Genomic DNA, 23,665 nt, shown 5'->3' on the forward strand with positions numbered 1-23,665 from the left:
TCAGAGCCTGCGAAGTCCACCGAGCACCCTCTCCAGCAGCGCGCGATCGGGGGCGCCGGGCCCGTGCCCGGTCCCGTACACGCGGATCCTTCCCTGATCGGCCAAGTCGCTGAGCAGCACGCGGACGACGCCCAGCGGCATGCGCAGCAGCGCGGAGATCTCGGCGACCGACCGCATCCGGCGGCACAGTTCGACGATGGCGCGCATCTCCGGCATCACGCGTTCCGCCCAGTTCCCGGAGGTCAGCTCCCGGCGCTCCTGCGCTCCGTCGATCGTGGCCACGAAGGTCTCCACGAGCAGCACGTGCCCGAAGGAGGTCCGGCCGCCGGTCAGCGCGTAGGGGCGCACCCGGGCCGAGCGGCGCCCGGCGCCGCGCACCGGGAGCGCCGCGGCGTGCCGGGGCATCAGCGGGCTCCCTCGATCGCCTGCCGCAACTCCGTGCGGAGTTGCGGGGTGAGCACATGGCCGGCCCGGCCGACGAAGAGGGCCATGTGGTACGCCACGACGCTCATGTCGCACTCGGTGTCCGCGTGGACGCCCAGCAGCGAGCCGTCGCTGATCGACATCACGAACACGCTGCCGTTCTCCATCGCGACCGCCGTCTGCCGGACCCCGCCGCCCTCCATCAGGCGGGCGGCGCCGTCGGTGAGCGACGCGATGCCGGAGACCACCGTCGCCAGGTCCGCGAACGTGCCCGCGGGGCCCTTGGGCCGGGCGGCGGTGTCACCGTCGGCGGCGGACCCCTCCGGCGCGTCCGGCGTGTTCGCAGGTTCCTCGGAATCGTCCGATTCGGAGTTCAGCAGCAGCAGCCCGTCCGACGAGACGACGGCCACGGAGCGGACGCCCGGCACGTCGTCCACGAAATTGCGCAGCAGCCACTGGAGGTTGCGTGCCTCGTGACTCAGGTCCCGCTCGCTCTGGGTGTCCGTTCTGGCCGACATCAACCGCGTGCCTCCTCGACGCCTTCGGCTTCGACTTGTTGTGGTCCCCCCGAGCTGACTTTCTCTTCCGCTGTGTCCGTCGTCCCCTGGGGCGCGATCGCGTCGCGCCGTGTCTCACGTGTCTCGGCGTCCGCGTCCGCGCGCCCCTCGCGCAGGCCCTGGGCGAAGCCGCCGAGCTTGCGCCGCAGTTCCTCCGGGTCCACCGCCTTCCCCTGGCGGGCGTCACGGACCTGGGGCTCGCCCGACAGGCCGGTGGCGCGCGGGACCCGCTGCGGCAGTCCCTTGCCGGTCAACGAGTTGCCGCCCGGCGCGGTTTCGGCCGCCGGCGCGGGAACGGGCGCGGGTTCGGGAAGCGGCTGGTCGGCACGGGCGTGCTCGACCGGCTCGCTCCCGGTGGTCTCCGTCGCGGCGGCCGGCTCCTGCGCGTCCCCGCCGGCCGGCGTTGCGTCCCGCTCCTCGCGCGGGGCCGGCAGCGGGGCGGACCGGGGCCGCGGCCGGACGGCGCGGGGCTGCCACGGCTCGCCGGCGACCGCGGCCTCGACCGGGGTCTGCGGGCCCTCGGGGTCCTCCGCGGGCGCGGTGACCGAGGCGGGGACGACCACGACCGCGGTCGTGCCGCCGCGCTTGGCGTCGCGCAGCTGGACGCGGATGCCGTGCCGGGCGGCGAGCCGGGCTATCACGTACACGCCCATGCCGGTGGTCTCGGAGGCCGGCGCGGCCGGGTCGGCCTGCGCCAGCAGGGCGTTGAGCTCCTCCAGCCGGTGGGCCGGGACGCCGATGCCCTCGTCCTGGACCGACAGCATCAGCTCGCCGCTCTCCAGCATCCAGCCGGACAGCTGCACCTCGGTGTCCGGCGGCGAGGACGTGGTGGCGTTCTCCAGCAGCTCGGCGACGAGATGGCTGAGGTCGTCCGAGGCGAACCCGGCGATCCGGCCCGCGGGCAGTTGCTGGATGCGGACCCGCTCGTACTTCTCGATCTCGGAGACCGCGGCGCGCGCGACGTCCACCAGCGGCACCGGCCGGGGGTTCGTGTGGCCGTGCTCGGTGCCCGCGAGCAGCAGCAGGTTCTCGCTGTTGCGGCGCATCCGGGTCGCGAGGTGGTCCAGGCGGAACAGCTGGGCGAGCTCGTCCGGGTCGTGGACCAGCTCCTCCAGCTTCTCGATGAGCGTGAGCTGCCGCTCGACCAGGCCGAGGGTGCGCAGGGTGAGGTTCACGGAGGTGGCGCTGACGCTGCCGCGCACGCTCGCGAGTTCCGCGCTCAGGGCCTCCTGCCGGCTCCGCAGCAGGTCGCGTTCGGCGGCGAGAGCGTCGCGGACGCCCTGCACCCGTGTGTGCTCCGCGTCCTGCGCGGCGATCCGCTCCCGCAGGCCCGCGGTCTCCGCCCGCAGCGCGTTGACGGCGCGGGCCACCGCCGCGAACTCGTCCGAGCCGACGGCCCTGACCTGCTCGTCGGCGGGGACGTCGCCGCGCGCGAAGCGGTTGAGCGCGGCGACGGGGCGTGTGATCGAGCGGGCGGTGGACACGCAGGTGCCGAGCACCAGCAGGAAGCAGACACCGGCCAGGGCGACGTGCAGTTCGAGGCCGGTGACGTCGTCGGAGCGCAGCGCGGCGAGGCGGTCGGCGGAGGCCGCGGCGAGCGAGGACTCGACCCCGCGCATCAGGTCGATCCGCGCGGAGAGCGCGCTCTGCACGGAGGCGGACTTCAGCTTGCGGTCGGAGGCCGAGAGCGAGCCCGCGTCCAGCAGCGACTTCAGCTGCCGGTCGGCGGTGGCGACGTCGGAACCGGTGACGGTCTGGTCGTACTGCTCGGCGGCGGCGGACGACGCGGCGGCGCGGAAGTCGGCGAGCGCGGTCCTCTCCCCCACCGCGGCGGTCTGCGCGGCGCCGACCGTTTCGCCCTGGGCCCCGCCCGCGGCGAGCGCGCCGACCAGCAGGCCGCGCTGGAACGAGGCGTGGTCGACGGCGCGCGCGAGGAAGGGCAGCGCGGCGGTGTCGGCGGAGGCGCCGCGGGCGGGCAGCGACCGGGCGACGGCAGCGCCCAGTGCGTTCAGCGCGTCGATGGGCGGCTGGTAGGCCAGGGCGGCGGCGACGGCCCCGCCGGAACCGGAGAGCGCCTTCCGCCGGATCGCGGGCAGTTCGGCGAGCCGGTGGCCCGCCTCGGTGAGCGCGGCGGCGAACGCCGGCGCGTCGGTGGTGTCGGCGTCCGCGGCGGCCGCGAGGACCTCCTCGACCTGCCGGTCGACGCGCTCCCGCTCGGTCCCGGGGACGCCCGCGGCGCCCTCGGCGGACCGGCCGGTGGCGACGAGCACCGCGGTGTCGTCGCGTTCGTCGGCCAGCGCGTGGCTGAGGGAGACCGCCTGCCCCTGCAGCCGGGCCATGCCGAGCAGTCGCTGGGACTCCGCGAGGTCCCGTACGGCCGTCGCCACGCCCGGCGCGGAGGCGGCCAGAACGGTGACGGCGCAGATCAGCAGAGCACCGAGCAGTCTCTGCCGCACGCGCTTGGTCCGCGGGTTACGTCGTGTTCGCACCGGTGCTCGCTATCCCGTCTGCCTGGTCCAGTTGTCCCGAGATGACGACACATCGGCCGAGCGCCGAGCACGGCAACGTCTGGCCTCTTCCCGGCATCGTCCCGACCATCTCAGGCCGACCCGGAATGCAGATGTGCGTCCCTCACCTCGACACTCGAACGAGTGAATCGCACCGACAAGTTGACGTTCAACTCCCGCGCGGGACCGCCGCTCGCGGGTCCGCCGGCGGGCACGTCGGGGAACTGGCGTCCTCCGCGCGGTCCTGGCAGGATGCGCGCCTTCACGGCCCGGGCCCCGCTGCGGACCCCCGCGGGGGTTCGAACAGGCCGCGCGTGCGGGTGCCGCACACTGGACGCATGCGCGTCGAGACGGCCACCGAGCCCGGTACCCCCGATCGCCCGAACGAGGACTTCGTGGCGATCGCCATGCCCGCATCAGGCGGCGGCGGTTCACTGGTCCTGCTCGACGGTGTCACCCCGCCCGACGGTCCCACCGGATGCCGGCACACCGTGCCCTGGTACGTCTCCGAGCTGGGCGGTTCCATGATCGAACTGTCCGTTTCGCCCTCGGCGCCGCCCCTGGCGGAGTGTCTCGCGCAGGCCGTCGCGCGGACCGCCGACACGCATCGCGCGACCTGTGACCTTTATCACCGGCGTACCCCGCAGGCGACCGTTGTGGCGGTCCGGTGGAATGCGGACACCGTGGAGCATCTGGTGCTATCCGACTCGGAGTTGCTCATCGAGGACGCGTCCGGTGCGGTGGACGCCGTCCTCGACGACCGGCTGGACCGCCTGCCCGAACCGGTGCCCGCCCTGCGGGCCGCCGTCCGCGCGCTGCCGCGCGGCAGCGAGGAGCGCGCGCGGGCCGCGGCGGTGTACGCCGAGGCCGTCGAGGCGCTCCGCAACGCCGAGGGCGGCTTCTTCACGGCCGCAGCGGACCCCGGCGTGGCCGCCCGCGCCGTCACCGGTGTGCGGCCGCGGTCGTCGGTGCGGGCCGTCGCCGCGCTCACCGACGGTGCGACGCGGCTGGCCGACGTCTTCGGCGAGACCGACCGGGCCGGCCTGGTCGCCCTGCTGCGGAAGGCCGGACCCGACGAACTCGTCCGCCGGGTCCGCGCGGCGGAGTCCGCCGACCCCGACCGCACACGCTTCCCGCGGGGCAAGAAGAGCGACGACGCCACCGCGGTGTTCGTGGAGCTCCAGGGGTACTGACGTGCGGCGCCGTCCACGCGCCTGATCCGGTCCGCCCGCGTCGGCGGCCTGCCCGGGCACCTCGCCACGCTCGTCGCCCACCCGATCGGCCGGCACACCGCGCTGCGCCGCCTGCCGGAGGCCGCCGTGCGCCTGGACCACGAGCCGCAACGACCTGGGCGAGAACGAGCGCGAACGGTCCGCCGGGCTCGACGGCCGGACGCGAGGGCCTCCGGTGCGGTGGAGCCGTCCACGGCCGCACCGCACCGGAGGCCCTCGCCGTCATCGACGGCGGCGCAACCCCGTCCCCGATGCCCGGCGCGCGCTCAGGCGCCTTCCTGCGAGTCGTTCAGCTGGCTCAGCAGCCGGGCCAGTTCCGACAGTTCGGCCCGGTCCCAGCCGCGCAGCCGGCTGACGTAGCGGGCCCGGCGGGCGAGCCGGACCCGGGTGAAGCGGGCCTCGCCCTCCTCCGTGAGACGGACGAGGAAGGCCCGGCCGTCCGCCGGGTCCGGCTCGCGGTGGATCAGCCCGAGCTCCTCCAGCGCGCGCAGCTGGCGGCTCATCGTCGCCTTGCCGACGCCGAAGTACCCGGCCAGCACGGTCGCTCGCTGCGGGCCGGTCTCGGACAGCCGGGCCAGCAGCCCGTACGCCGCGGGTTCGAGTTCGGGATGGACCTCGCGGGCCATTTCGCCCTGCGAGGCCCGGGCCCGCCGGAACAGGACGGTCAGTTCGCGTTCGAGCGCCTCCATCACTGGGTCGGCACCTCCGTGGGGCCCGGCCGTGTCGGCCACGCGGTCACCCGCTTTCAGGACGGAAACTTCTCTTCGGGCGCCGCGGTGCGCGCGGCGCCCCCAGTATTTCGCAGACGTGGATCAACGGCGTGACCAGGGGCACATCCGTCGCCGGTGTCACGTCCCCACCGGGCGCGGCGGCCCCCGCGCGCGAGAGCGGCCCCTCCCCGGACACAGGGGACGGGCCGCTCTCTTCTCTCACCCTGACGCGGCCTGGGTCAGGCCGCGATCGAGGCCTCCAGGCCGGAATCCGCGTCGGTGACGGCGGGCTCCAGGGCCAGCTTGAGCACGTGCCGGACGTCCGAGACCGCGTGGACCTCCAGCTTCTCCAGGACCTCGGCGGGGACGTCGTCCAGGTCCGCCTCGTTCCGCTTGGGGATCACCACGGTGGTGATCCCGGCGCGGTGCGCCGCCAGCAGCTTCTGCTTGACGCCGCCGATGGGCAGCACGCGCCCGGTCAGCGACACCTCGCCGGTCATCGCCACGTCGGTGCGGACCCGGCGTCCCGACAGGAGCGAGGCCAGCGCGGTGGTCATGGTGACACCCGCGCTCGGGCCGTCCTTGGGGACCGCGCCCGCGGGGACGTGGATGTGGACGCCGCGCTCCTTCAGGTCGCCGACCGGCAGTTCCAGTTCGGCGCCGTGCGAGCGCAGGAAGGAGAGCGCGATCTGCGCGGACTCCTTCATCACGTCGCCCAGCTGTCCGGTGAGCTGCAGCCCGCTGCCGCCGGTCTCCGGATCGGCCAGCGACGCCTCGATGTAGAGGACGTCGCCGCCGGCGCCGGTGACCGCCAGGCCCGTGGACACCCCCGGCACGGCCGTGCGCCGCTCCTGCGGGTCCTGCGCGGACTCCGGCACGTGGTGCGGCCGCCCGATGAGGTCCCTCAGCTCCTCCGGGGTGACGGTGAAGGGCAGCTCGCGCTCGCCGAGTTCGTGCTTGGCCGCGACCTTCCGCAGGATGCGGGCGATCGACCGCTCCAGGGTGCGCACGCCCGCCTCGCGGGTGTACTCCCCGGCCAGCTTGCGCAGGGCCGCGTCGTCGACGGTGACCTCGTCCTCGCCGAGCCCGGCCAGCTCGCGCTGGCGCGGCAGCAGGTGGTCGCGGGCGATGACGACCTTCTCGTCCTCGGTGTAGCCGTCCAGCCGCACCAGTTCCATGCGGTCCAGCAGCGGCTCGGGGATGGCCTCCAGGACGTTGGCGGTGGCGAGGAACACCACGTCGCTCAGGTCCAGTTCGACCTCCAGGTAGTGGTCCCGGAAGGTGTGGTTCTGGGCCGGGTCCAGGACCTCCAGCAGGGCGGCGGACGGGTCGCCGCGGTAGTCGGAGCCCACCTTGTCGATCTCGTCCAGCAGGACCACCGGGTTCATCGACCCGGCCTCCTTGATGGCCCGCACGAGCCGGCCGGGCAGCGCGCCGACGTAGGTGCGACGGTGGCCGCGGATCTCGGCCTCGTCGCGGACGCCGCCGAGCGCCACGCGCACGAACTTGCGTCCCATCGCGCGGGCCACGGACTCGCCGAGCGAGGTCTTGCCGACGCCGGGCGGGCCCACCAGGGCCAGCACCGCGCCCCCGCGACGCCCGCCGACGACCCCGAGACCGCGGTCGCTGCGGCGCTTGCGCACGGCCAGGTACTCGGTGATGCGTTCCTTCACGTCCTCCAGGCCCGCGTGGTCGGCGTCCAGCACCGCCCGCGCGCCGGGGATGTCGTAGGCGTCCTCGGTCGTGGTGTTCCACGGCAGTTCCAGTACGGTGTCGAGCCAGGTGCGGATCCAGCTGCCCTCGGGGGACGCGTCGCTGGACCGCTCCAGCTTCTCGACCTCCTTCAGAGCGGCCTCGCGCACCTTCTCGGGCAGGTCGGCGGCCTCGACGCGGGAACGGTAGTCGTCCGCCTCGTCCTCGGGGTCGCCGTTCAGCTCGGCCAGTTCCTTGCGGACGGCCTGGAGCTGCTGCCGCAGCAGGAACTCGCGCTGCTGCTTCTCCATGCCCTCCTGGACGTCCTTGCGGATGGTCTCCGCGACGTCCTGCTCGGCCAGGTGGTCGCGCAGCCACTGCGTGGCGAGCTTCAGCCGGGCGACCGGGTCGGTGGTCTCCAGCAGCTCGATACGCTGCTTGGTGGTGAGGAAGCCGGAGTAGCCGGCGTTGTCGGCCAGCTGCGAGACGTCGTCGATCTGCTGGACGCGGTCCACGATCTGCCAGGCCCCGCGCTTGCGCAGCCAGCTGGTGGCCAGTGCCTTGTACTCCTTGACGAGCTCCGCGACGGTGCCGGGCGCCTCGGCGGGCGCCGGCTCGGCGAGCTCGGTCCCCTCCACCCACAGGGCGGCGCCGGGTCCGGTCGTGCCGGCGCCGATGCGCACGCGGCTGACGCCGCGGATCACGGCCCCGGGATCGCCGTCCGACAGCCGTCCCACCTGCTCGACGGTGCCCAGCGTGCCCACTCCCGCGTAGTCGCCGTCGACACGGGGAACGAGCAGCACCCGCGGCTTGTTGCCGACACCGGGCAGTCCGGACCGCTGCGCGGCCTGGGCCGCCTCGACCGCGGCGCGCGCCTCGGCGTCGGTGAGGTCCACGGGCACGACCATGCCCGGCAGGACCACCGCGTCGTCGAGCGGCAGCACGGGCAGGGTGAGCGGCGCGAACGCCGACGAAGACGATTGAGCCATTATCTCTCCCTAAGCAATCAAGTTGAGCTATGCAGACTCAATGCTTCTGATGCCCCTGGTGTTCCCCGGTCCGTGTTCGCTCTGAGCGATCGACCGTCGAACGGCCGCCGACCAGCCCCTCATTACGCTGAGCTCATGCGCACGAACGAAGAGGAACGGCCCGTCACGCTCGACCGCCGCGAGGGTCCGTACGGCGAGGTGGTCCTGCGCCGGCACGACGGGCGGTTCGAGATCATCGCCAACGGCACCTTCCTCATGGACACCTCCGACGGCCGCTCCGAGCGGCTGCTGGTCGACGCCGCCCTGGCCGCCCTGCCGGCGGGCACCGCGGACCTGTCGGTCCTGATCGGGGGCCTGGGCGTGGGCTTCTCCCTGGCCCGCGCGGTGCGGGAGCCGCGCTGGGGGCGCATCGCGGTGGCCGAGCGCGAGCGCGCCGTCGTCGACTGGCACCGCATCGGGCCGCTGGCGCCCTTCTCCGAGCACGCGCTCGACGATCCGCGGGTGACGGTGCTGGAGGGCGACCTGGTCGCGTATCTGCGGGACGCGGACGCGACGTACGACGCCCTGTGCCTGGACATCGACAACGGCCCCGACTGGACGGTCACCGACGACAACCGCGGGCTGTACGGACCCGCCGGCCTGGCGGCCTGCCGGGCACGGCTCACACCCGGCGGCGTACTGGCGGTATGGTCGGCCCAGCCGTCCGCCGCGTTCGAGGACGCCCTGCGGACCGCGGGGTTCACGCAGGTCCGCACGATGGAGACCCCCGTGGACCGGGGCGTTCCGGATGTCGTGCACCTGGCAACCACACCCGCATAGCCGCGATACCGTCGTGCCCCGTACGCTGCTGCGCAACGCAAACGACCATGGGGGACCGCACATGGACACCACTCAGCCGACTCCGGGCGACGCCGCAGCGGTCGCGGCCACCCCCGGCGCACAGCGCCGGGTTCTGGTGGTCGAGGACGACGCGACGATCGCCGACGCCATCGCCGTACGCCTGCGGGCCGAGGGCTTCCAGGTCCGCACCGCCGGCGACGGGCCGGCCGCGGTGGAGACCGCCGCCGCCTGGCAGCCCGACCTGCTGGTGCTCGACGTCATGCTGCCCGGCTACGACGGCCTGGAGGTCTGCCGCCGCGTGCAGGCCGCACGGCCCGTGCCGGTGCTGATGCTCACCGCGCGCGACGACGAGACCGACATGCTGGTCGGCCTCGGCGTGGGCGCCGACGACTACATGACCAAGCCGTTCTCGCTGCGCGAGCTCGTCGCCCGCGTGCACGTCCTGCTGCGCCGCGTGGAGCGGGCCACCATCGCCGCCCGCGACCCGCGCGGCGCCAACATGCAGCTCGGCGACCTGGAGATCGACAACGCCCAGCGGCGGGTCCGGGTCCGCGGCGCGGACGTGCACCTGACGCCCACCGAGTTCGACCTGCTGGTGTGCCTGGCGCAGCAGCCGCGCGCCGTGCTCTCCCGCGAGCAGCTGCTCGCGGAGGTCTGGGACTGGGCGGACGCCTCGGGCACCCGCACCGTCGACAGCCACGTCAAGGCCCTGCGGCGCAAGATCGGCGCGGAGCGCATCCGCACCGTCCACGGCGTCGGCTACGCCCTGGAGACGCCCACCTCATGAGCCCCTACAGCACGCCACCCCCGCCGAGCCTGCGGGACCGTGCCTGGGCGGCCCTGCGGCCATGGGACCCGTTCCGGTCCATCAAGGCGGCGCTGCAGTTCCTCGTGATCGCCTCGGTGGCGATCACCACCTTCCTCATCTATGTCGCGATGCACTCCGCGACCGAGATCAGGATCATCACGATCTTCTCGATCATCGCCTCGCTGCTCATCTCCCAGCTGGTCGCCCACGGGCTGACCGCGCCGCTGCGGGAGATGACCTCGGTGGCCATCGGCATGGCCCGCGGCGACTACAGCCGCCGCGTCAACGCCCGCCGCCGCGACGAGGTCGGCGAACTGGCCGACGCCTTCAACCGCATGGCCGCCGACCTGGAGGCCGTCGACCGGCACCGCAAGGAACTGGTGGCGAATGTCTCACACGAGCTGCGCACGCCGATCGCGGCACTGCGCGCGGTCCTGGAGAACGTCGTCGACGGCGTCAGCGAGGCCGATCCGGAGACCATGCGCACCGCGCTCCAGCAGGCCGAACGGCTGAGCCTGCTCGTCACCCACCTGCTGGACCTGTCCCGCCTCGACAGCGGCATCGTGCCGCTGGACGCCAAGCGCTTCGAGGTGTGGCCCTACCTGTCGGCGGTGATCAAGACCGCCAGCCTGGGGCTCCAGGACAGCGGGCAGGGCGCCCGGCCGCGCAAGGACGTCCATCTGCACCTGGACGTCTCGCCGCCGGAGCTCACCGCCTACGCGGACGCCGAACGGCTGCACCAGGTGGTCGCCAACCTGGTCGACAACGCCGTCAAGCACAGCCCGCCCAGCGGCCGGGTCACCGTCCGCGCCCGGCGCGGGGCCGGCCCCGGCAGCCTGGACCTGGAGGTGCTGGACGAGGGGCCCGGCATCCCCGAGGCGGAGCGCACCCGCGTCTTCGAGCGCTTCAACCGCGGCACCGCGGGTCCCGGCGACGGCGGTACGGGACTGGGGCTGGCGATCGCCCGCTGGGCGGTGGACCTGCACGGCGGCGACATCAAGGTCGCCGAGTCCCCGCGCGGCTGCCGCATACGCGTCACCCTCCCGGGTTCCGCCCCGGTACCGGCCTGACGTGCGCCGTTCGGCCGGGTGGGGTGATCCACCCGGCCCAAGACTGTCGATTCGGGACCTCTTTCCCGCCAATCTCCGCGCCGAAACCGCCCTTTCGATGTGACTTAGGCGACGACTGGCCCCCGGGCCTGCAGGAACCGGTCCAATAGGCGTAGCCTTTATTCCCGCTGTCCATCACCTTGTGAAGCGGAAGAGGGCGGTTACCGCCGTGTCGCCACAGTCCCCCAATAGCTCGAGTTCCCCCAGCCTCCGGCCGGGCGGTACCCCCAGGACCGAAACCGACGGGCAGGCCCAGGACCCTGCCGCGGGCTTCGGGCCGAACGAGTGGCTTGTCGATGAGATCTACCAGCAGTACCTCCAGGACCCGAACTCGGTCGACCGAGCCTGGTGGGACTTCTTCGCCGACTACAAGCCGGGAGCGGATACGGGTTCCGCGGTCGCCACGGGCCGTCCTCAGACGCCCCCCGCAGCAGCTCCGGCGGCGCCCGCCCCGGCGGCTCCGGCTCCGGCTCCGGCGGCTCCGGCCCCCGCGCCGGTGAAGCCGGTCGCGGCCGCGCCTGCCCCGGTGGCCCCCGCTGCCCCGGCTCCGGCTCCGGCCCCGGTCGCCGAGGCTCCCGCCCCGCCGAAGCCGGCCGTGGTGAAGCCCACCCCGGCGCAGCAGCCGACCCCGGCCCCCAAGGCCGCGGCCGCCGAGAGCGCGGCGGGCCCCGAGTTCGTGACGCTGCGCGGTCCGTCCGCGGCCGTGGCGAAGAACATGCACGCCTCGCTGGAGCTGCCCACGGCCACGTCCGTGCGCGCCATCCCGGTGAAGCTGCTGTTCGACAACCGCATCGTCATCAACAACCACCTCAAGCGCGCCCGCGGCGGCAAGGTCTCCTTCACGCACATCATCGGCTACGCCATGGTGCAGGCGCTGAAGATCATGCCCGCGATGAACTGGTCCTTCGCCGAGAAGGACGGCAAGCCGACGCTGGTCAAGCCCGAGCACGTCAACCTGGGCCTGGCCATCGACCTGGTCAAGCCCAACGGCGACCGGCAGCTCGTCGTCGCGGCGATCAAGCAGGCCGAGACCCTGAACTTCTTCGAGTTCTGGCAGGCCTACGAGGACATCGTCCGCCGCGCCCGCGTGGGCAAGCTGACCATGGACGACTTCACCGGCGTCACGGTCTCCCTGACCAACCCCGGCGGCATCGGCACCGTCCACTCGGTGCCGCGCCTGATGCCCGGGCAGTCGGTGATCCTCGGCGTCGGCTCGATGGACTACCCGGCCGAGTTCCAGGGCACCTCGCAGGACACCCTGAACAAGCTGGGCATCGCCAAGGTCATGACGCTGACCAGCACCTACGACCACCGGGTCATCCAGGGTGCGGCGTCCGGCGAGTTCCTGCGGATCATGAACCAGCTGCTGCTGGGCGAGAACAACTTCTTCGACGAGATCTTCGAGGCGCTGCGCATCCCCTACGAGCCGGTCCGCTGGCTCAAGGACATCGACGCCAGCCACGACGACGACGTCACCAAGGCCGCCCGCGTCTTCGAGCTGATCCACTCCTACCGGGTCCGCGGCCACGTCATGGCCGACACCGACCCGCTGGAGTACAAGCAGCGCAAGCACCCCGACCTCGACATCACCGAGCACGGGCTCACCCTGTGGGACCTGGAGCGCGAGTTCGCGGTCGGCGGCTTCGCCGGCAAGTCCCTGATGAAGCTGCGCGACATCCTCGGCGTGCTGCGCGACTCGTACTGCCGCACCGTCGGCATCGAGTTCATGCACATCCAGGACCCGCTGCAGCGCAAGTGGATCCAGGACCGCGTCGAGCGCGCGCACACCAAGCCCGAGCGCGACGAGCAGCTGCGCATCCTGCGCCGCCTCAACGCCGCCGAGGCCTTCGAGACGTTCCTGCAGACCAAGTACGTCGGCCAGAAGCGCTTCTCGCTGGAGGGCGGCGAGTCCGTCATCCCGCTGCTCGACGCCGTCATCGACGCGGCCGCCGAGTCGCGCCTGGACGAGGTCGTCGTCGGCATGGCCCACCGCGGCCGGCTGAACGTGCTGGCCAACATCGTCGGCAAGTCCTACGCGCAGATCTTCCGCGAGTTCGAGGGCAACCTCGACCCGAAGTCGATGCACGGCTCCGGCGACGTGAAGTACCACCTGGGCGCCGAGGGCACCTTCACGGGCCTGGACGGCGAGCAGATCAAGGTCTCGCTGGCCGCGAACCCCTCGCACCTGGAGGCGGTCGACCCGATCGTCGAGGGCATCGCCCGCGCCAAGCAGGACGTCATCGGCAAGGGCGGCACCGACTTCACGGTCATGCCGGTCGTGCTCCACGGCGACGCGGCCTTCGCCGGCCAGGGCGTCGTGGCGGAGACCCTCAACATGTCGCAGCTGCGCGGCTACCGCACCGGCGGCACCGTGCACGTGGTGATCAACAACCAGGTCGGCTTCACCGCCGCCCCGGAGTCCTCGCGCTCGTCGATGTACAGCACCGACGTCGCGCGCATGATCGAGGCGCCGATCTTCCACGTCAACGGCGACGACCCGGAGGCCGTGGTCCGCGTCGCGCGGCTGGCCTTCGAGTTCCGCCAGGCGTTCAACAAGGACGTCGTCATCGACCTCATCTGCTACCGCCGCCGCGGTCACAACGAGGCCGACAACCCGTCCTTCACCCAGCCGCTGATGTACGACCTGATCGACAAGAAGCGCTCGGTGCGCAAGCTCTACACCGAGTCCCTGATCGGCCGCGGCGACATCACGCTGGAGGAGGCCGAGCAGGCCCTGCAGGACTACCAGGGCCAGCTGGAGAAGGTCTTCACCGAGGTCCGCGAGGCCACCGCGCCCGCCGCCTCGCAGGCGGAGCAGGGCACGCCGGCCGGTCCGGAGTTCCCGGTCCCGGTCGCGACCGCGATCAGCCAGGAGTCCGTCAAGCGGATCGCGGCCTCGCAGGTCAACATCCCCGAGCGGATCACCGTCCACCCGCGTCTGCTGCCGCAGCTGCAGCGCCGCGCGGCCATGGTCGAGGACGGCACCATCGACTGGGCCATGGGCGAGACCCTCGCCATCGGCTCCCTGCTGATGGAGGGCACCCCGGTCCGGCTCGCCGGCCAGGACTCCCGCCGCGGCACCTTCGGCCAGCGGCACGCCGTGCTGGTCGACCGGGAGACCGGCGAGGACTACACCCCGCTGCTCTACCTCTCCGAGGACCAGGCGCGCTACAACATCTACGACTCGCTGCTCAGCGAGTACGCGGCGATGGGCTTCGAGTACGGCTACTCGCTCGCCCGCCCGGACGCGCTCGTCGCCTGGGAGGCCCAGTTCGGCGACTTCGTCAACGGCGCGCAGACCGTCGTCGACGAGTTCATCTCCTCCGCCGAGCAGAAGTGGGGCCAGACCTCCGGCGTCACCCTGCTCCTGCCGCACGGCTACGAGGGCCAGGGGCCGGACCACTCGTCCGCCCGCATCGAGCGCTTCCTGCAGCTGTGCGCGCAGAACAACATGACGGTGGCGGTCCCGACCACCCCGGCGAACTACTTCCACCTCCTGCGGTGGCAGGTCCACAACCCGCACCACAAGCCGCTCATCGTCTTCACCCCAAAGTCGATGCTGCGTCTGAAGGCGGCGACGTCGACGACCGAGGAGTTCACCTCCGGTCAGTTCCAGCCGGTCATCGGCGACTCCGCCGTCCGGCCGGAAGAGGTCCGCAAGGTCGTCTTCTGCTCCGGCAAGGTCTACTACGACCTCGTCGCCGAGCGGGAGAAGCGCGGTGCCTTCGACACCGCCCTCATCCGGATCGAGCGCCTCTACCCGCTCCCGGGCCTGGAGATCCAGGCCGCCCTGGCCCCGTTCACCAAGGCCCAGAAGTACGTCTGGGCCCAGGACGAGCCGGCCAACCAGGGTGCCTGGCCCTTCATCGCCCTCAACCTCATCGACCACCTCGACCTGGTCCTGGGCGCCGCCCCCGACAACGCCGACCGGCTGCGTCGCGTCTCGCGCCCGTCCTCCTCGTCGCCGGCGGTCGGCTCCGCCAAGCGCCACCAGCAGGAGCAGGAGCAGCTGGTGCACGAGGTCTTCGAGCTCTGAGGCACCACTGAGCGACACCGCGCGAGGGGCCCCGCACTCACGGAGTGCGGGGCCCCTCGCGTGCCGGGCTCAGATGGGCTGGGGCTCGAAGTCCCAGGAGGGCCGCTCACGACGGCGCACGGACAACGTGTGCGGGTGCTGGGCGCCGAGGGTGTCGGTCAACTGCCGCAGTGCCTCGCGCTCCAGGCTGCCCGCCTCCTCGGCTTGCCGCAGGCTCCTCAGGTCGTCGACGAGGGCCGCTTTGCAGGACAGCGTCAGGGGGTGGGTGTCGCCCATGATGCCCACGGCCTGCTGGAGACTGCGGCGGCTCAGCTCGAGTGCGTCCTCCTCGTGACCGGCCAGGTGCCGGGCGCCCGAGGTGTTGAGGGCGCAGCCCAGGACCCAGGGGTGGTGCTCGCCCACGGCCCGGCGCATGCCGACCAGGGCGCGTTCGGCGATGTCCAGGGCGGCGTCGCGCTCCCCGTACTCCCACAGCGCCAGAGCGGTGTTGCCGTAGGTGCCCACGGTGTACGGGTGGTCCTCGCCCACCAGCTCGCGGTAGCGCGCCGCGACCCTCTCGGACAGCTCGCGGCTCACGTCCAAGTCGCCCTGCGCCCGGGTGAGGGTGGCGAAGTCCGCCTGTACCATCAGCGTCTCCGGGTGACGGGGCCCCTGCACCTGCGCGCAGCGTGCCACCACGCTGCTCATCAGGGCCTCGGCGCCCGCCAGGTCGCCCTGACGGCGCATGCACATTGCGAGGTTGTGCTCGGCCCGCAGCGTCTCGGGGTTGTTCGGCCCGAGCCGTCGGCGGTGGAGAGTGACGTTGAGGTCCTGCTTGGACATGGCTTCCGCGTACCGGCCCAACAGACGCAGCATCCTGGTGGCGTCCAGTACGGAGCGCAGTGTGTCGGGGTGGTCGGCCCGGTACAGCAGTGTGCGGACGCGCGTGTTCTCGTCGTAGAGCCTCAATGCCGCTTCATAGCGCCCGAGGAGTCCGAGGGCGAGTCCCAGGTTCTCCCGTGCCTGGAGCGTGCGCGGGCTCTCCGGTCCGACGGTGTGCTGGTACTGCCGGTGCATGTCGTCGTAGAGCTCATGGGCCTCCTGGAACCGCCCTTGGGCGAGCAGGGCGCCTCCAAGTGCGTTGCGGGCGGTCAGCAGATCGGGGTCGTCCGGCGCTCGGTCCGCGAACGCCCGCACCGCCGACCGGCCCGCTGCCTCGGCCTCGTGGTAACGGCCGGACCTCCTCAGCAGGTTGGTGTGCAGCGTCGTTGCGATCAGCATGACGCGACGGGTCGGCGGGATACGGCCGTGCCACCTGGCCAGCGCCTCTTCGCACAGGGTGAGACCGGTCTGGTACTCGCCGCATGAGCGCAGGTAGTTCATGCAGTTGACGACGAGGTCCTGCACCTCCTCGTCGTTGCTCTCCAGTGCTCCGGAGTACTTCAGGTGCGGGACGAGCTCCGCGTAGCGGTGCCACTCGCCCGGCTCGGTCGGCATCCGGGGGTCCGCACGTGCAAGGATCCGGCACGCGGTCTCGGAGAGGGCGACGCCCTCGTCCTCGCGGAGGTCGTTGCGGAGGAAGCCGTGGTAGAGCCTGTGCATCTGGACGGTGTCGACCGCGGCCTCCTGGTCCAGACGCACCGCGGTGGCCTCCGACAGACGCCGCAGCGCGGTGGGCCAGCCGATCGGGTCCGCGGCGAGGGCAGCCAGGTGCTCGGGCAGGTCGGGGGCGCGGGCAGACTGGATCAGCCGGACGGGAATGGCGTCCGGGGAGAAGAACGCCAGCAGCTTGAGCAGCTCGGCGGCTCCCGGGGCGCGGTCGCGGAGTGTGTTGAGTGTGATCGACCAACTGGTCTGGAAGCTCATCGGGTAGTTGTCGCCGATCCCGATGCCCAGCTGACTGGGCTCGCCCCGGCGGATCAGGGCCACGTAGTCCCGGGCGGGCATCGGGTTGGTGTCCAGCCAGGCGGCGGTCTGGGCCAGCAGCAGCGGCAGGTCTTCGACGGCTTCGGCGAGGTCGTCGGCTTCGCCGGGCGTCAGGCGCGGGGCCCGGCGCAGGGCATAGGCGGCGCTCTCCTCGCGCAGGAAGGGCGGTACCTCGATCTCCTCGGCCCGGCCCGCGGTGGACCAGTCACGCGTGAGGGTGGTCAGCAGCACGTGGCCACGGCCCTCCGGGATCAGGTCGTCGACCTGGTCCATGAAGTCGGCGCCGTCGAAGACCAGCAGCCAGCGCTCGTAGGGGCGACCGGTACGCAGGGCTTCCTGGACGGCACGAATGCGGTCGCCGATCTCCTGTCCCACCGACAGGCCCAGATGCTCGGCCAGTTGCGCGAGCTGCTCGCGGGCGGTGCCCCGGTAGTTGGCGCTGACCCAGTAGACGACGTCGTAGGCGTTGCCGAAACGATGGGAGTACTCCTGCGCGATCTGGCTCTTTCCCACCCCCGAGATGCCGTGGAGAGCGCAGCGCGCACCCTCGGACCCACCGGCCGTCAGCTTGTCATGGAGGTCTTCGAGGATCTTGTCGCGGCCGGTGAAGCGCTCATTGCGGCGCGGGATCCTCCGGATCTCCGGGGGGTCGTTGGGGTAGCGGGGGGCGTTGACGTCGCCTTCGGCGACCGCCGTGACGCCCGGGTCGATGTCCAGGCGCCGCAAGATGCGGCGACGCGCCTCAGGTGCGGCGAGACCCTGCAGGTCGACCGGGCGCAGGGGGGCCGCCGCCGGGGGGAGTGGATCCGTTGCGGTACTCACCGCGACGAACCGGTCGGCGTTGGGCGGCACGACCTCCCGCAGCGCCGAGGTCCACTCCTCGCGCGTCCGCGGGCCGAGCCGGAAGTAGGAGTTGTCGAGCACGAGCAGCAGCCGCCCACGGGCCCGAAGGAGGTCCGACAGCACATCGGTCAGCCGGCCCTCGGCCCCGGGGTCCCAGCGCAACATCGTGGTGCGCAGTCCCACCTGCTCCAGCTGGTGGGCGATCCAGGCCGCCCACGGCCGGTTGGAACCGGCGTAGCTGATCGTGATGTGCCCGCTCGTCGCTCCCCGGCCCGGCTCACGGCCGGCTGGGAGTTCGTAGACCGATCCGTCCGCGCTGACCAGGCGCACGCTGTCCGGACCGACCCACTCCTCGATCGTCTCGCCCGGACCGACGAGGACGGTCCGGGTCGACGTCCCGGCAACGAGCTCCAGGATCCTCGGATCGCTGTCCGGGACGGTCAGGGCGAACCCGCCACGGCCCCGTGCCCCCTCGCCGAGCACGATTCGGACCCCTTCGCGGCGGACGGGCAGGCGGGCTTCCGGCAGGTGTCCGACCAGCGGTCCCAGGTCGGCCAACGTCAGCCGGGCCGGTTGCTCCAAGGACACCGCGCGGGCGGGGAAGCGCGCGAAGGACAGGGTGGCGAGCTGCCATCCCACCGTGGACGTCCGGACGAGGTCAGGGAACCTTCTCCACGCGTCGACGAACCACCGGGCGATTCCCTCGCGCCCTTCCTCCACCAGGGCCCGCAGCGCGGGCTGCAGGACGGCCGAGATCTGGGCGTCGGCGTCACGGGGCCGGGCGACGGCGAGCCAAGTGACGCGTTCCTCTGCGCGCAGGGCGGACGAACGGCCACCGTGCACCCGGCTGATCGCCTCCTCAAGCTTGTGGACGGGCGCGCCCGGGGGCGACTCCCTGAGCAACTCGGCCAGTTCCTGGCGGAGTTCGGGCAGGACTTCCTCGCGAAGCGTGATGTACCCGGCGCCCCGCCGGTCGACCAGTTCACCGAACCAGAGGTCGCTCTCCGCGCCGACGTCGAGGCGGGGCGCGGCATGGATCCGCACCGCGCGAACGAGTTCGGGCTCGATACGGCTCGTGACGCTGAGCAGCACGGCGAGCTCGCGTCCGGGCCGTGCGCCGTGAACCCTCATCCCACCACTCCGAGAACACGGCTGACCGTGGTGCCCCGGTCCCAGGGCACCACGGGCAGGAGCGTGCGCCACCACTTGGGCCATTGCCGTTCCGGCAGCGGCACCAGGGCCACCACGTCACATCCGCGCTGCCTGATGGCGTGCACGGTGCGGTGCCATTCCTCCGGCCGGGCCCGCCACGGGTTGAACGGCGGGCCCCCGGCACCGAGGTCGGAGAGCACGAGCACCCGTCTGCCCTGCTGCGGCGGCCGGTAGGCCTGCCAGGCACCGCGCGGGCCCGGACCCGCCCCGCGCGTGGGCACGTCGCAAAAGCGCAGCACCTGGGTACTGGCGACTCCGGCCTGGGCACGCACCTGACCGATGATGTCCTGCACATCACCGGCGAACGGCTCCATGCCGGCCGAGATGTCCGCCAGGACCTGCACTCCGTAACGGAGGGTGGGGAGCGGTCGTCGCGGGATCTCGTGGAGGGGGCGGGCGCGGGCCAGTTGTTCGGCCGCGGTCTCCACGTCGAGCTCGCCCTCGGCCGTGATCCTGGACAGCGCGGTGCGCAGGATCGCGGCAGTGGAGCGGGGCGCAAGCAACGGAGTGTGCGGCAGCGGGGCGGCGAGCGAGGAGCGCCCGTCCGGAGGGGGCAGCGGGTCCACCGTCCAGCGGAGCCCGAGCGGCGACGTCCGTTCCACCGGGGCCAGGTCCGGGGTGTCGTCGTCCTCACGCGCCGTGGGGGGTCGGTGCCGCCCCGGCCGGTGGCCGGCATCGGGAGGCCCCGGCTCCTCGTGGTCCCGCGGCGGCCCGTTCACGGCACGGTCGCCGGGGACGGGAGTGTCCCGGGCGACGCGAGCGGTCCCGTCGGGCGGGTCGTGGCCCAGCCCGAGTGCGGCGGCGATGCGGGCCCATTCCTCCGGGGTCGAGGCCCCCAGTGCCCGGCCCGCGCGAAGGAGGTCCCCGAGCCAGGCTTCGCCGCTCACATGAGCCCCTCGGCCACCTGCTGGGGCTTGACGAACACGTTGTTCACCAGCCACCTCCACTGCTGGGTGTCCGCGTGCGGATGGACACCGAGGGTGCGGCAGGCACGCAGGGCGTCGAGGTACTCGGCGGTACTGGGCGACCGCAGGTCCTGTGCCTCGGCACGCTGGCGGACGATCGCGAGTTCCGCGGCCACCGCTTCGGCGAGGCCGAGGTCCCGGGCGCTGACGCCGCCCGGCCAGTGCTCCATGTGCTCACGGGCGATGCGGACCAGGGTCTCCCGGTCGTGCTCCGGGAGGACGGCGACCACGCACCGCCGGAGGAACGCCTGCGGCAGTTCCCGTTCCTCGTTGGTGGTGATGACGATGAGGTGCCGGGACAGCCGCTGGTCGGCTCCTTTACCCGGTTCCTCCGTACGGATCTCGGTACCGGTCTCCGCGATCGTGAACCGGTGGGACCCCAGGGGTACGAGCAGGCTGTTGGGGACGTCGGGGTCCGCCTTGTCGATCTCGTCGATCAGGACGACGGCGCAGTCCGGGGCCCGGTGCGCGTTCACCTCGGCGAACGGTTCGCGAGCGGTTCCCTGCCCCCCGCCCGCCGCTGGGCGACCGAGGCGCCGCGCGGACTGCGGGGCGAGTGCCCACCACAGGGCCTCGGGGCGCACATAGGCCCAGTCATCGAGCTTGTGGCCGTCCCGCGCGGGTCTTTGGGCGTCGTGGAGTCGGCGCAGGCTGTCGTACGTCCACAACAGGTCCCTGGGCTGGGTGCGGTTGGTGACGACGTGTTCGTAGTACCGCCACCCCCGCTGCATGGCGATGTGCGGGGCGAGGGAGGACTTGCCGGACCCGGGTTTCCCTCTCAGGAGCAGGGGTCTGCCCGTGGCGAGAGCGACGTCGACCGCGAACTTGATCGGTTCCGACATCACGTAGACCCGTCCGTCGCCCCGATCCGGTGTGTCGAGCCACGACTCCGGGGTCATGCCGTTCCCCTCCGCCACGTCGGTCACCTCATGCTCCGCACATGCGAGGTGAGCTCCTCCGCGACCCGGAGTGCCACCTGCTCGTCGTCGGCGCCGAAGGGAGGATTCACCAGGACCACGTCGACCAGCCCCCCGGACCGCCGTTCACCCGCCCGCACCGGACCGGGCGGGATCAACAGGATGTGCAGCCAGGGGAGACGCTCGTGCAGCCACGCGACGACGCGCTCGGCCTGCTCCAGGCTGTCGCAACCCTTGCTGTCCAGGATCACGTACAGACAGCGGTCCTTCTCCTCCACGGCTGTCTCCCACGGATCGGTGGGTTCCATGCCGAGCCACCGCTTCACGTTCCTGCCGCAGGCCTCACGCAGCAGACGCTCCGGGTCGTCGTCGTCGAAGCGGCCCCCGATGCCGACGATCAGGTAGTGGTAACGCCTGACGTCCATGCAGAAGGCACGGTCCAAATAGTGCGTACCGGTGCCGGCCTTGCGTACGTTGAGGAGGACGGTGTGCCGCGTGCACTCGCGTCCCGGCAGGACCCTGCGTGCCGAGGCGGCGTCCACCCACACCGGGAGCACCAGGGTGACGAGATTGGCCAGCGCACCGGGGTCCATCTGGTACCGGACGGCGTGGACGAGGTTGCGGATGCGGACGGCCGGATGGGTGTGCAGCATCTGCACGGCGAGGAAGTCGGTGGCCGCCGTGCCGCCCACGGTCAGCAGGTCCCGGTCCTCCTGCGGTAGTTCGAGGGCCTCCGCCACCATGTCCAGCCCCGGGCCGTCGCGGACCTGCGACAACTGGCTGGATATGTTCCGCAGCCACTGGTGCATCGCGCCCCCGGTGGGGGCCTCGCCGATGGCGGGGAAAAGGCGGACGATGGCCTGCGCCGCCTGCTCCGGGGACGCCACGGCTCCCACGGCCTGCACCTCGTTGAGTTCGCCGAACCTCTCCTCGGAGATCTCCCCCGGCGCGACGTCTCCGACCAGTGCGGGAAGGATGTGGAACCCGTTGCCGGAGGCCTGCCGCCACAGCAGGATGTCGACCTCGCGCTGCACCCAACGGGAGTCGAGTGCCTTGCGATTGACCAGGACGACCGCTGCGTGGCAGTCGCGGAGCAACTCGTAGATGCGCGGCCGCCACTTCTGACCGGGCAGAATGGCACTGACGTCGACGAGGACCTCGTAGCCCCGTTTCCTGAGGCCCTCCGCCACCAGATCCCTGACCTGCGCGGCGTGGTCGTCATGGGTGGAGCTGTGGCTGATGAACACCTTTACCACCCTGGGCTGCCCCCTCGTCTCCCAGCGCACGGCGCCCTCGGCGTCACTCGTGAAAATTCTGACGTGCGTTCACGTTCCCTGCAATCAGGCCGGATCGGCGTCGGCGGGGTCGGCCATCACCGCCGTGGCCAACCGGCCGGCGATATGCCGGATGAGGCGCTCCAGGTCGGCGCAGTGGACCGACGGATTCCGGAAGCCACTGCCGGACCGGAAGCGATGGGCGTAGTTGCCGCCGCCGCACACCAGCACCACCGGGCAGGCGCGGCAACGCGGAGGCAGGGCGTCGAGCCCCATCTGACGGGCCACGACCCCCGGATGATCGAGCATCTGGTCGAAGGGGGCACTGAATACATCCATCCCGGTGGCGGAGGCCCCTTCGTAGGCGGTCCGCAGGGAGTCCACCTGCTCCAGGCTCCCGTCCGTCTCGACGACAACCGCGGCGAGCGGCGACAGCCCCATGGCCTCGCTGCGCCCCGGCACACCCAGTAGCAGGCCGATGATCTCGGAGAAGAGCCGGATCCTGACCCGTTCACCCTCGTTCCACCACTGGTCGAAGACACGGGCCAGCCAGTCGCCGTACGGCGTGGCTCGTGACGGGTCCCCGGGGTCGGGCACCCCGGGGGGCGGCGTGTCCCAGGTGGCGTGCGGCAGCAGGAAATCCATGGTGGGCGGGTCGAACGCCAGCAGGCCGGCGTAGACCTCCACGGGGTCGAGCGTCGGATCGACCGTGCACAGGATCCCGGCGTACGCCTCGGGCCGCCGCGCCAGCAGGCGAAGACCCCGTGTCGCCGCCGCCCAGGAGGAGCGTCCGGCGTGGTCGACCCGCCGCCGGTTGTGCAGGGCGGAGCCGCCGTCGAGACTCACCCCGACGGAGATGCCGGCCGCGGCGAGTTCACCGACCACGTCCTCGGTGAGCAAGGTCCCGTTGGTCTGCACCCCGACCTGCACCGCACATCGGGAACCCACGGTGGACGCGACAGCCTCACGGACGGCCGTCGCCTGGCCGATGACCCGACGCGGCCCGCCCAGCAAGGGCTCGCCGCCGTGGAGTTCGACCCGGATGGCCGTGAGCCCGTGCGTGGCGACATGATCGGCGATCCGATCGGCGGTGCGCCGCAGGACCTCGGCGGAGGCGCGCGCCGGCCGAGTCCGCCAGCCCTGATCGGCGCCCTGGTAGATGTAGCAGTAGGTGCAGGCCAGGTTGCAGCGACCGTTCGTCTTCAGGACGAACTGCCTGAACGGCACGGCCGGGATGCCCTCGCCCCGCACGGCGGCGACATCGAGCACTGCGTGGGGCCAGGGGGCTGGATCGTGGCGCGTCGCGCTCACTCCACCCGCCACGAGAGGCCCCCGGGGCTGTCGTCGTAGTAGGAGACCGCGGGCTCTGCTCCCGGCTCCATCCGGTCCCGCAGATCGGCCAGGACGCGCAGCAACTGCGGATGCCCTCTGCCCTCCCGCAGCATCCTCAGGGGATCGACCCCGGTGAAGTCGGGCAGCGCCACCCCGGCCACCGAGGGCGACACGCCGCCCTGCGAACCCACCAAGCTCCCCTCCCTCAGGATGTCTCGGCACAGCTTCCCATGCCCGGGCCCGTACCCGTGGCAAGCCACGTCATATGCCGCCCCGCGCACGGATGCGCGGGCGGGAGGGGGAAGAGGGGGAGA

At 72.3% G+C, this 23,665-nt stretch carries 16 protein-coding genes; 5 read left to right on the forward strand and 11 right to left on the reverse strand.

Going from position 1 to position 23,665, the window contains the following annotated elements; genetic code table 11:
- The 3 genes from ABZ883_RS18505 to ABZ883_RS18515 are packed head-to-tail and all read right to left on the reverse strand — an operon-like array spanning window position 1 to window position 3,436.
- Window positions 1–405: a DUF742 domain-containing protein gene (locus ABZ883_RS18505; RefSeq protein WP_360907103.1), complete on the reverse strand. Its 405-nt coding sequence runs from the start codon at window positions 403–405 to the stop codon at window positions 1–3.
- Window positions 405–941, reverse strand: coding sequence for a roadblock/LC7 domain-containing protein (locus tag ABZ883_RS18510; protein ID WP_360907105.1), 537 nt, complete (start codon window positions 939–941; stop codon window positions 405–407). Before ABZ883_RS18510 ends, ABZ883_RS18505 begins: the two co-directional genes overlap by 1 nt.
- Entirely contained in the window at window positions 941–3,436 is a 2,496-nt protein-coding gene (locus tag ABZ883_RS18515) for a nitrate- and nitrite sensing domain-containing protein (protein ID WP_360907107.1), read from the reverse strand. Before ABZ883_RS18515 ends, ABZ883_RS18510 begins: the two co-directional genes overlap by 1 nt.
- A 389-nt stretch (window positions 3,437–3,825) precedes the next feature.
- Between ABZ883_RS18515 and ABZ883_RS18520 the strand changes: the two genes are divergently transcribed.
- Window positions 3,826–4,680 (forward strand): hypothetical protein, encoded by an 855-nt coding sequence (locus ABZ883_RS18520; protein ID WP_360907109.1) that lies wholly within the window; start codon window positions 3,826–3,828, stop codon window positions 4,678–4,680.
- 305 nt (window positions 4,681–4,985) lie between these two features.
- Here the strand turns inward: ABZ883_RS18520 and ABZ883_RS18525 are convergent, their stop codons facing one another.
- Entirely contained in the window at window positions 4,986–5,408 is a 423-nt protein-coding gene (locus ABZ883_RS18525) for a MarR family transcriptional regulator (protein WP_360907111.1), read from the reverse strand.
- Between the two features lie 260 nt (window positions 5,409–5,668).
- Complete coding sequence (lon, locus tag ABZ883_RS18530; RefSeq protein ID WP_360907113.1) at window positions 5,669–8,110, reverse strand: endopeptidase La; 2,442 nt, start codon at window positions 8,108–8,110, stop codon at window positions 5,669–5,671.
- A 135-nt stretch (window positions 8,111–8,245) separates the two neighbouring features.
- On the opposite strand from lon, the gene ABZ883_RS18535 reads away from it, so the two are divergent.
- The 4 genes from ABZ883_RS18535 to ABZ883_RS18550 all read left to right on the forward strand — a co-directional run bounded on the left by ABZ883_RS18535 (window position 8,246) and on the right by ABZ883_RS18550 (window position 14,903).
- Window positions 8,246–8,929 carry a spermidine synthase gene (locus ABZ883_RS18535; RefSeq protein WP_360907115.1) on the forward strand — a complete coding sequence of 228 codons (684 nt, stop codon included), beginning with the start codon at window positions 8,246–8,248 and terminating at the stop codon, window positions 8,927–8,929.
- Between the two features lie 61 nt (window positions 8,930–8,990).
- On the forward strand, window positions 8,991–9,737 hold the full coding sequence (locus tag ABZ883_RS18540) for a response regulator transcription factor (RefSeq protein WP_360907117.1): 747 nt from the start codon (window positions 8,991–8,993) through the stop codon (window positions 9,735–9,737).
- A complete protein-coding gene (locus ABZ883_RS18545) occupies window positions 9,734–10,828 on the forward strand; it encodes a HAMP domain-containing sensor histidine kinase (protein WP_360907119.1) in 1,095 nt (364 codons plus the stop codon). Before ABZ883_RS18540 ends, ABZ883_RS18545 begins: the two co-directional genes overlap by 4 nt.
- 208 nt (window positions 10,829–11,036) lie before the next feature.
- The gene (locus tag ABZ883_RS18550) at window positions 11,037–14,903 is read left to right on the forward strand and encodes a multifunctional oxoglutarate decarboxylase/oxoglutarate dehydrogenase thiamine pyrophosphate-binding subunit/dihydrolipoyllysine-residue succinyltransferase subunit (RefSeq protein WP_360907121.1); all 3,867 of its coding nucleotides are present in this window, start codon (window positions 11,037–11,039) and stop codon (window positions 14,901–14,903) included.
- Window positions 14,904–14,972: 69 nt separating this feature from the next.
- Here the strand turns inward: ABZ883_RS18550 and fxsT are convergent, their stop codons facing one another.
- The 6 genes from fxsT to ABZ883_RS18580 all read right to left on the reverse strand — a co-directional run bounded on the left by fxsT (window position 14,973) and on the right by ABZ883_RS18580 (window position 23,545).
- Window positions 14,973–18,782: an FxSxx-COOH system tetratricopeptide repeat protein gene (gene fxsT / locus ABZ883_RS18555; RefSeq protein ID WP_360907123.1), complete on the reverse strand. Its 3,810-nt coding sequence runs from the start codon at window positions 18,780–18,782 to the stop codon at window positions 14,973–14,975.
- Window positions 18,779–19,750 carry a hypothetical protein gene (locus ABZ883_RS18560; protein WP_360907125.1) on the reverse strand — a complete coding sequence of 324 codons (972 nt, stop codon included), beginning with the start codon at window positions 19,748–19,750 and terminating at the stop codon, window positions 18,779–18,781. Before ABZ883_RS18560 ends, fxsT begins: the two co-directional genes overlap by 4 nt.
- The gene (locus ABZ883_RS18565) at window positions 19,747–20,754 is read right to left on the reverse strand and encodes a MoxR family ATPase (protein ID WP_360907127.1); all 1,008 of its coding nucleotides are present in this window, start codon (window positions 20,752–20,754) and stop codon (window positions 19,747–19,749) included. Before ABZ883_RS18565 ends, ABZ883_RS18560 begins: the two co-directional genes overlap by 4 nt.
- Complete coding sequence (locus tag ABZ883_RS18570) at window positions 20,751–21,992, reverse strand: toll/interleukin-1 receptor domain-containing protein (protein WP_360907129.1); 1,242 nt, start codon at window positions 21,990–21,992, stop codon at window positions 20,751–20,753. The genes ABZ883_RS18565 and ABZ883_RS18570 overlap by 4 nt, the downstream gene beginning before the upstream one ends.
- A gap of 93 nt (window positions 21,993–22,085) precedes the next feature.
- Entirely contained in the window at window positions 22,086–23,255 is a 1,170-nt protein-coding gene (locus ABZ883_RS18575) for an FxsB family cyclophane-forming radical SAM/SPASM peptide maturase (RefSeq protein ID WP_360907413.1), read from the reverse strand.
- Between the two features lie 71 nt (window positions 23,256–23,326).
- Window positions 23,327–23,545: a hypothetical protein gene (locus ABZ883_RS18580; protein ID WP_360907131.1), complete on the reverse strand. Its 219-nt coding sequence runs from the start codon at window positions 23,543–23,545 to the stop codon at window positions 23,327–23,329.
- Window positions 23,546–23,665 lie beyond the last annotated feature (120 nt).

Origin of the sequence: Streptomyces sp. NPDC046977, from assembly GCF_040644455.1 — a bacterium.
Lineage (GTDB): Bacteria > Actinomycetota > Actinomycetes > Streptomycetales > Streptomycetaceae > Actinacidiphila.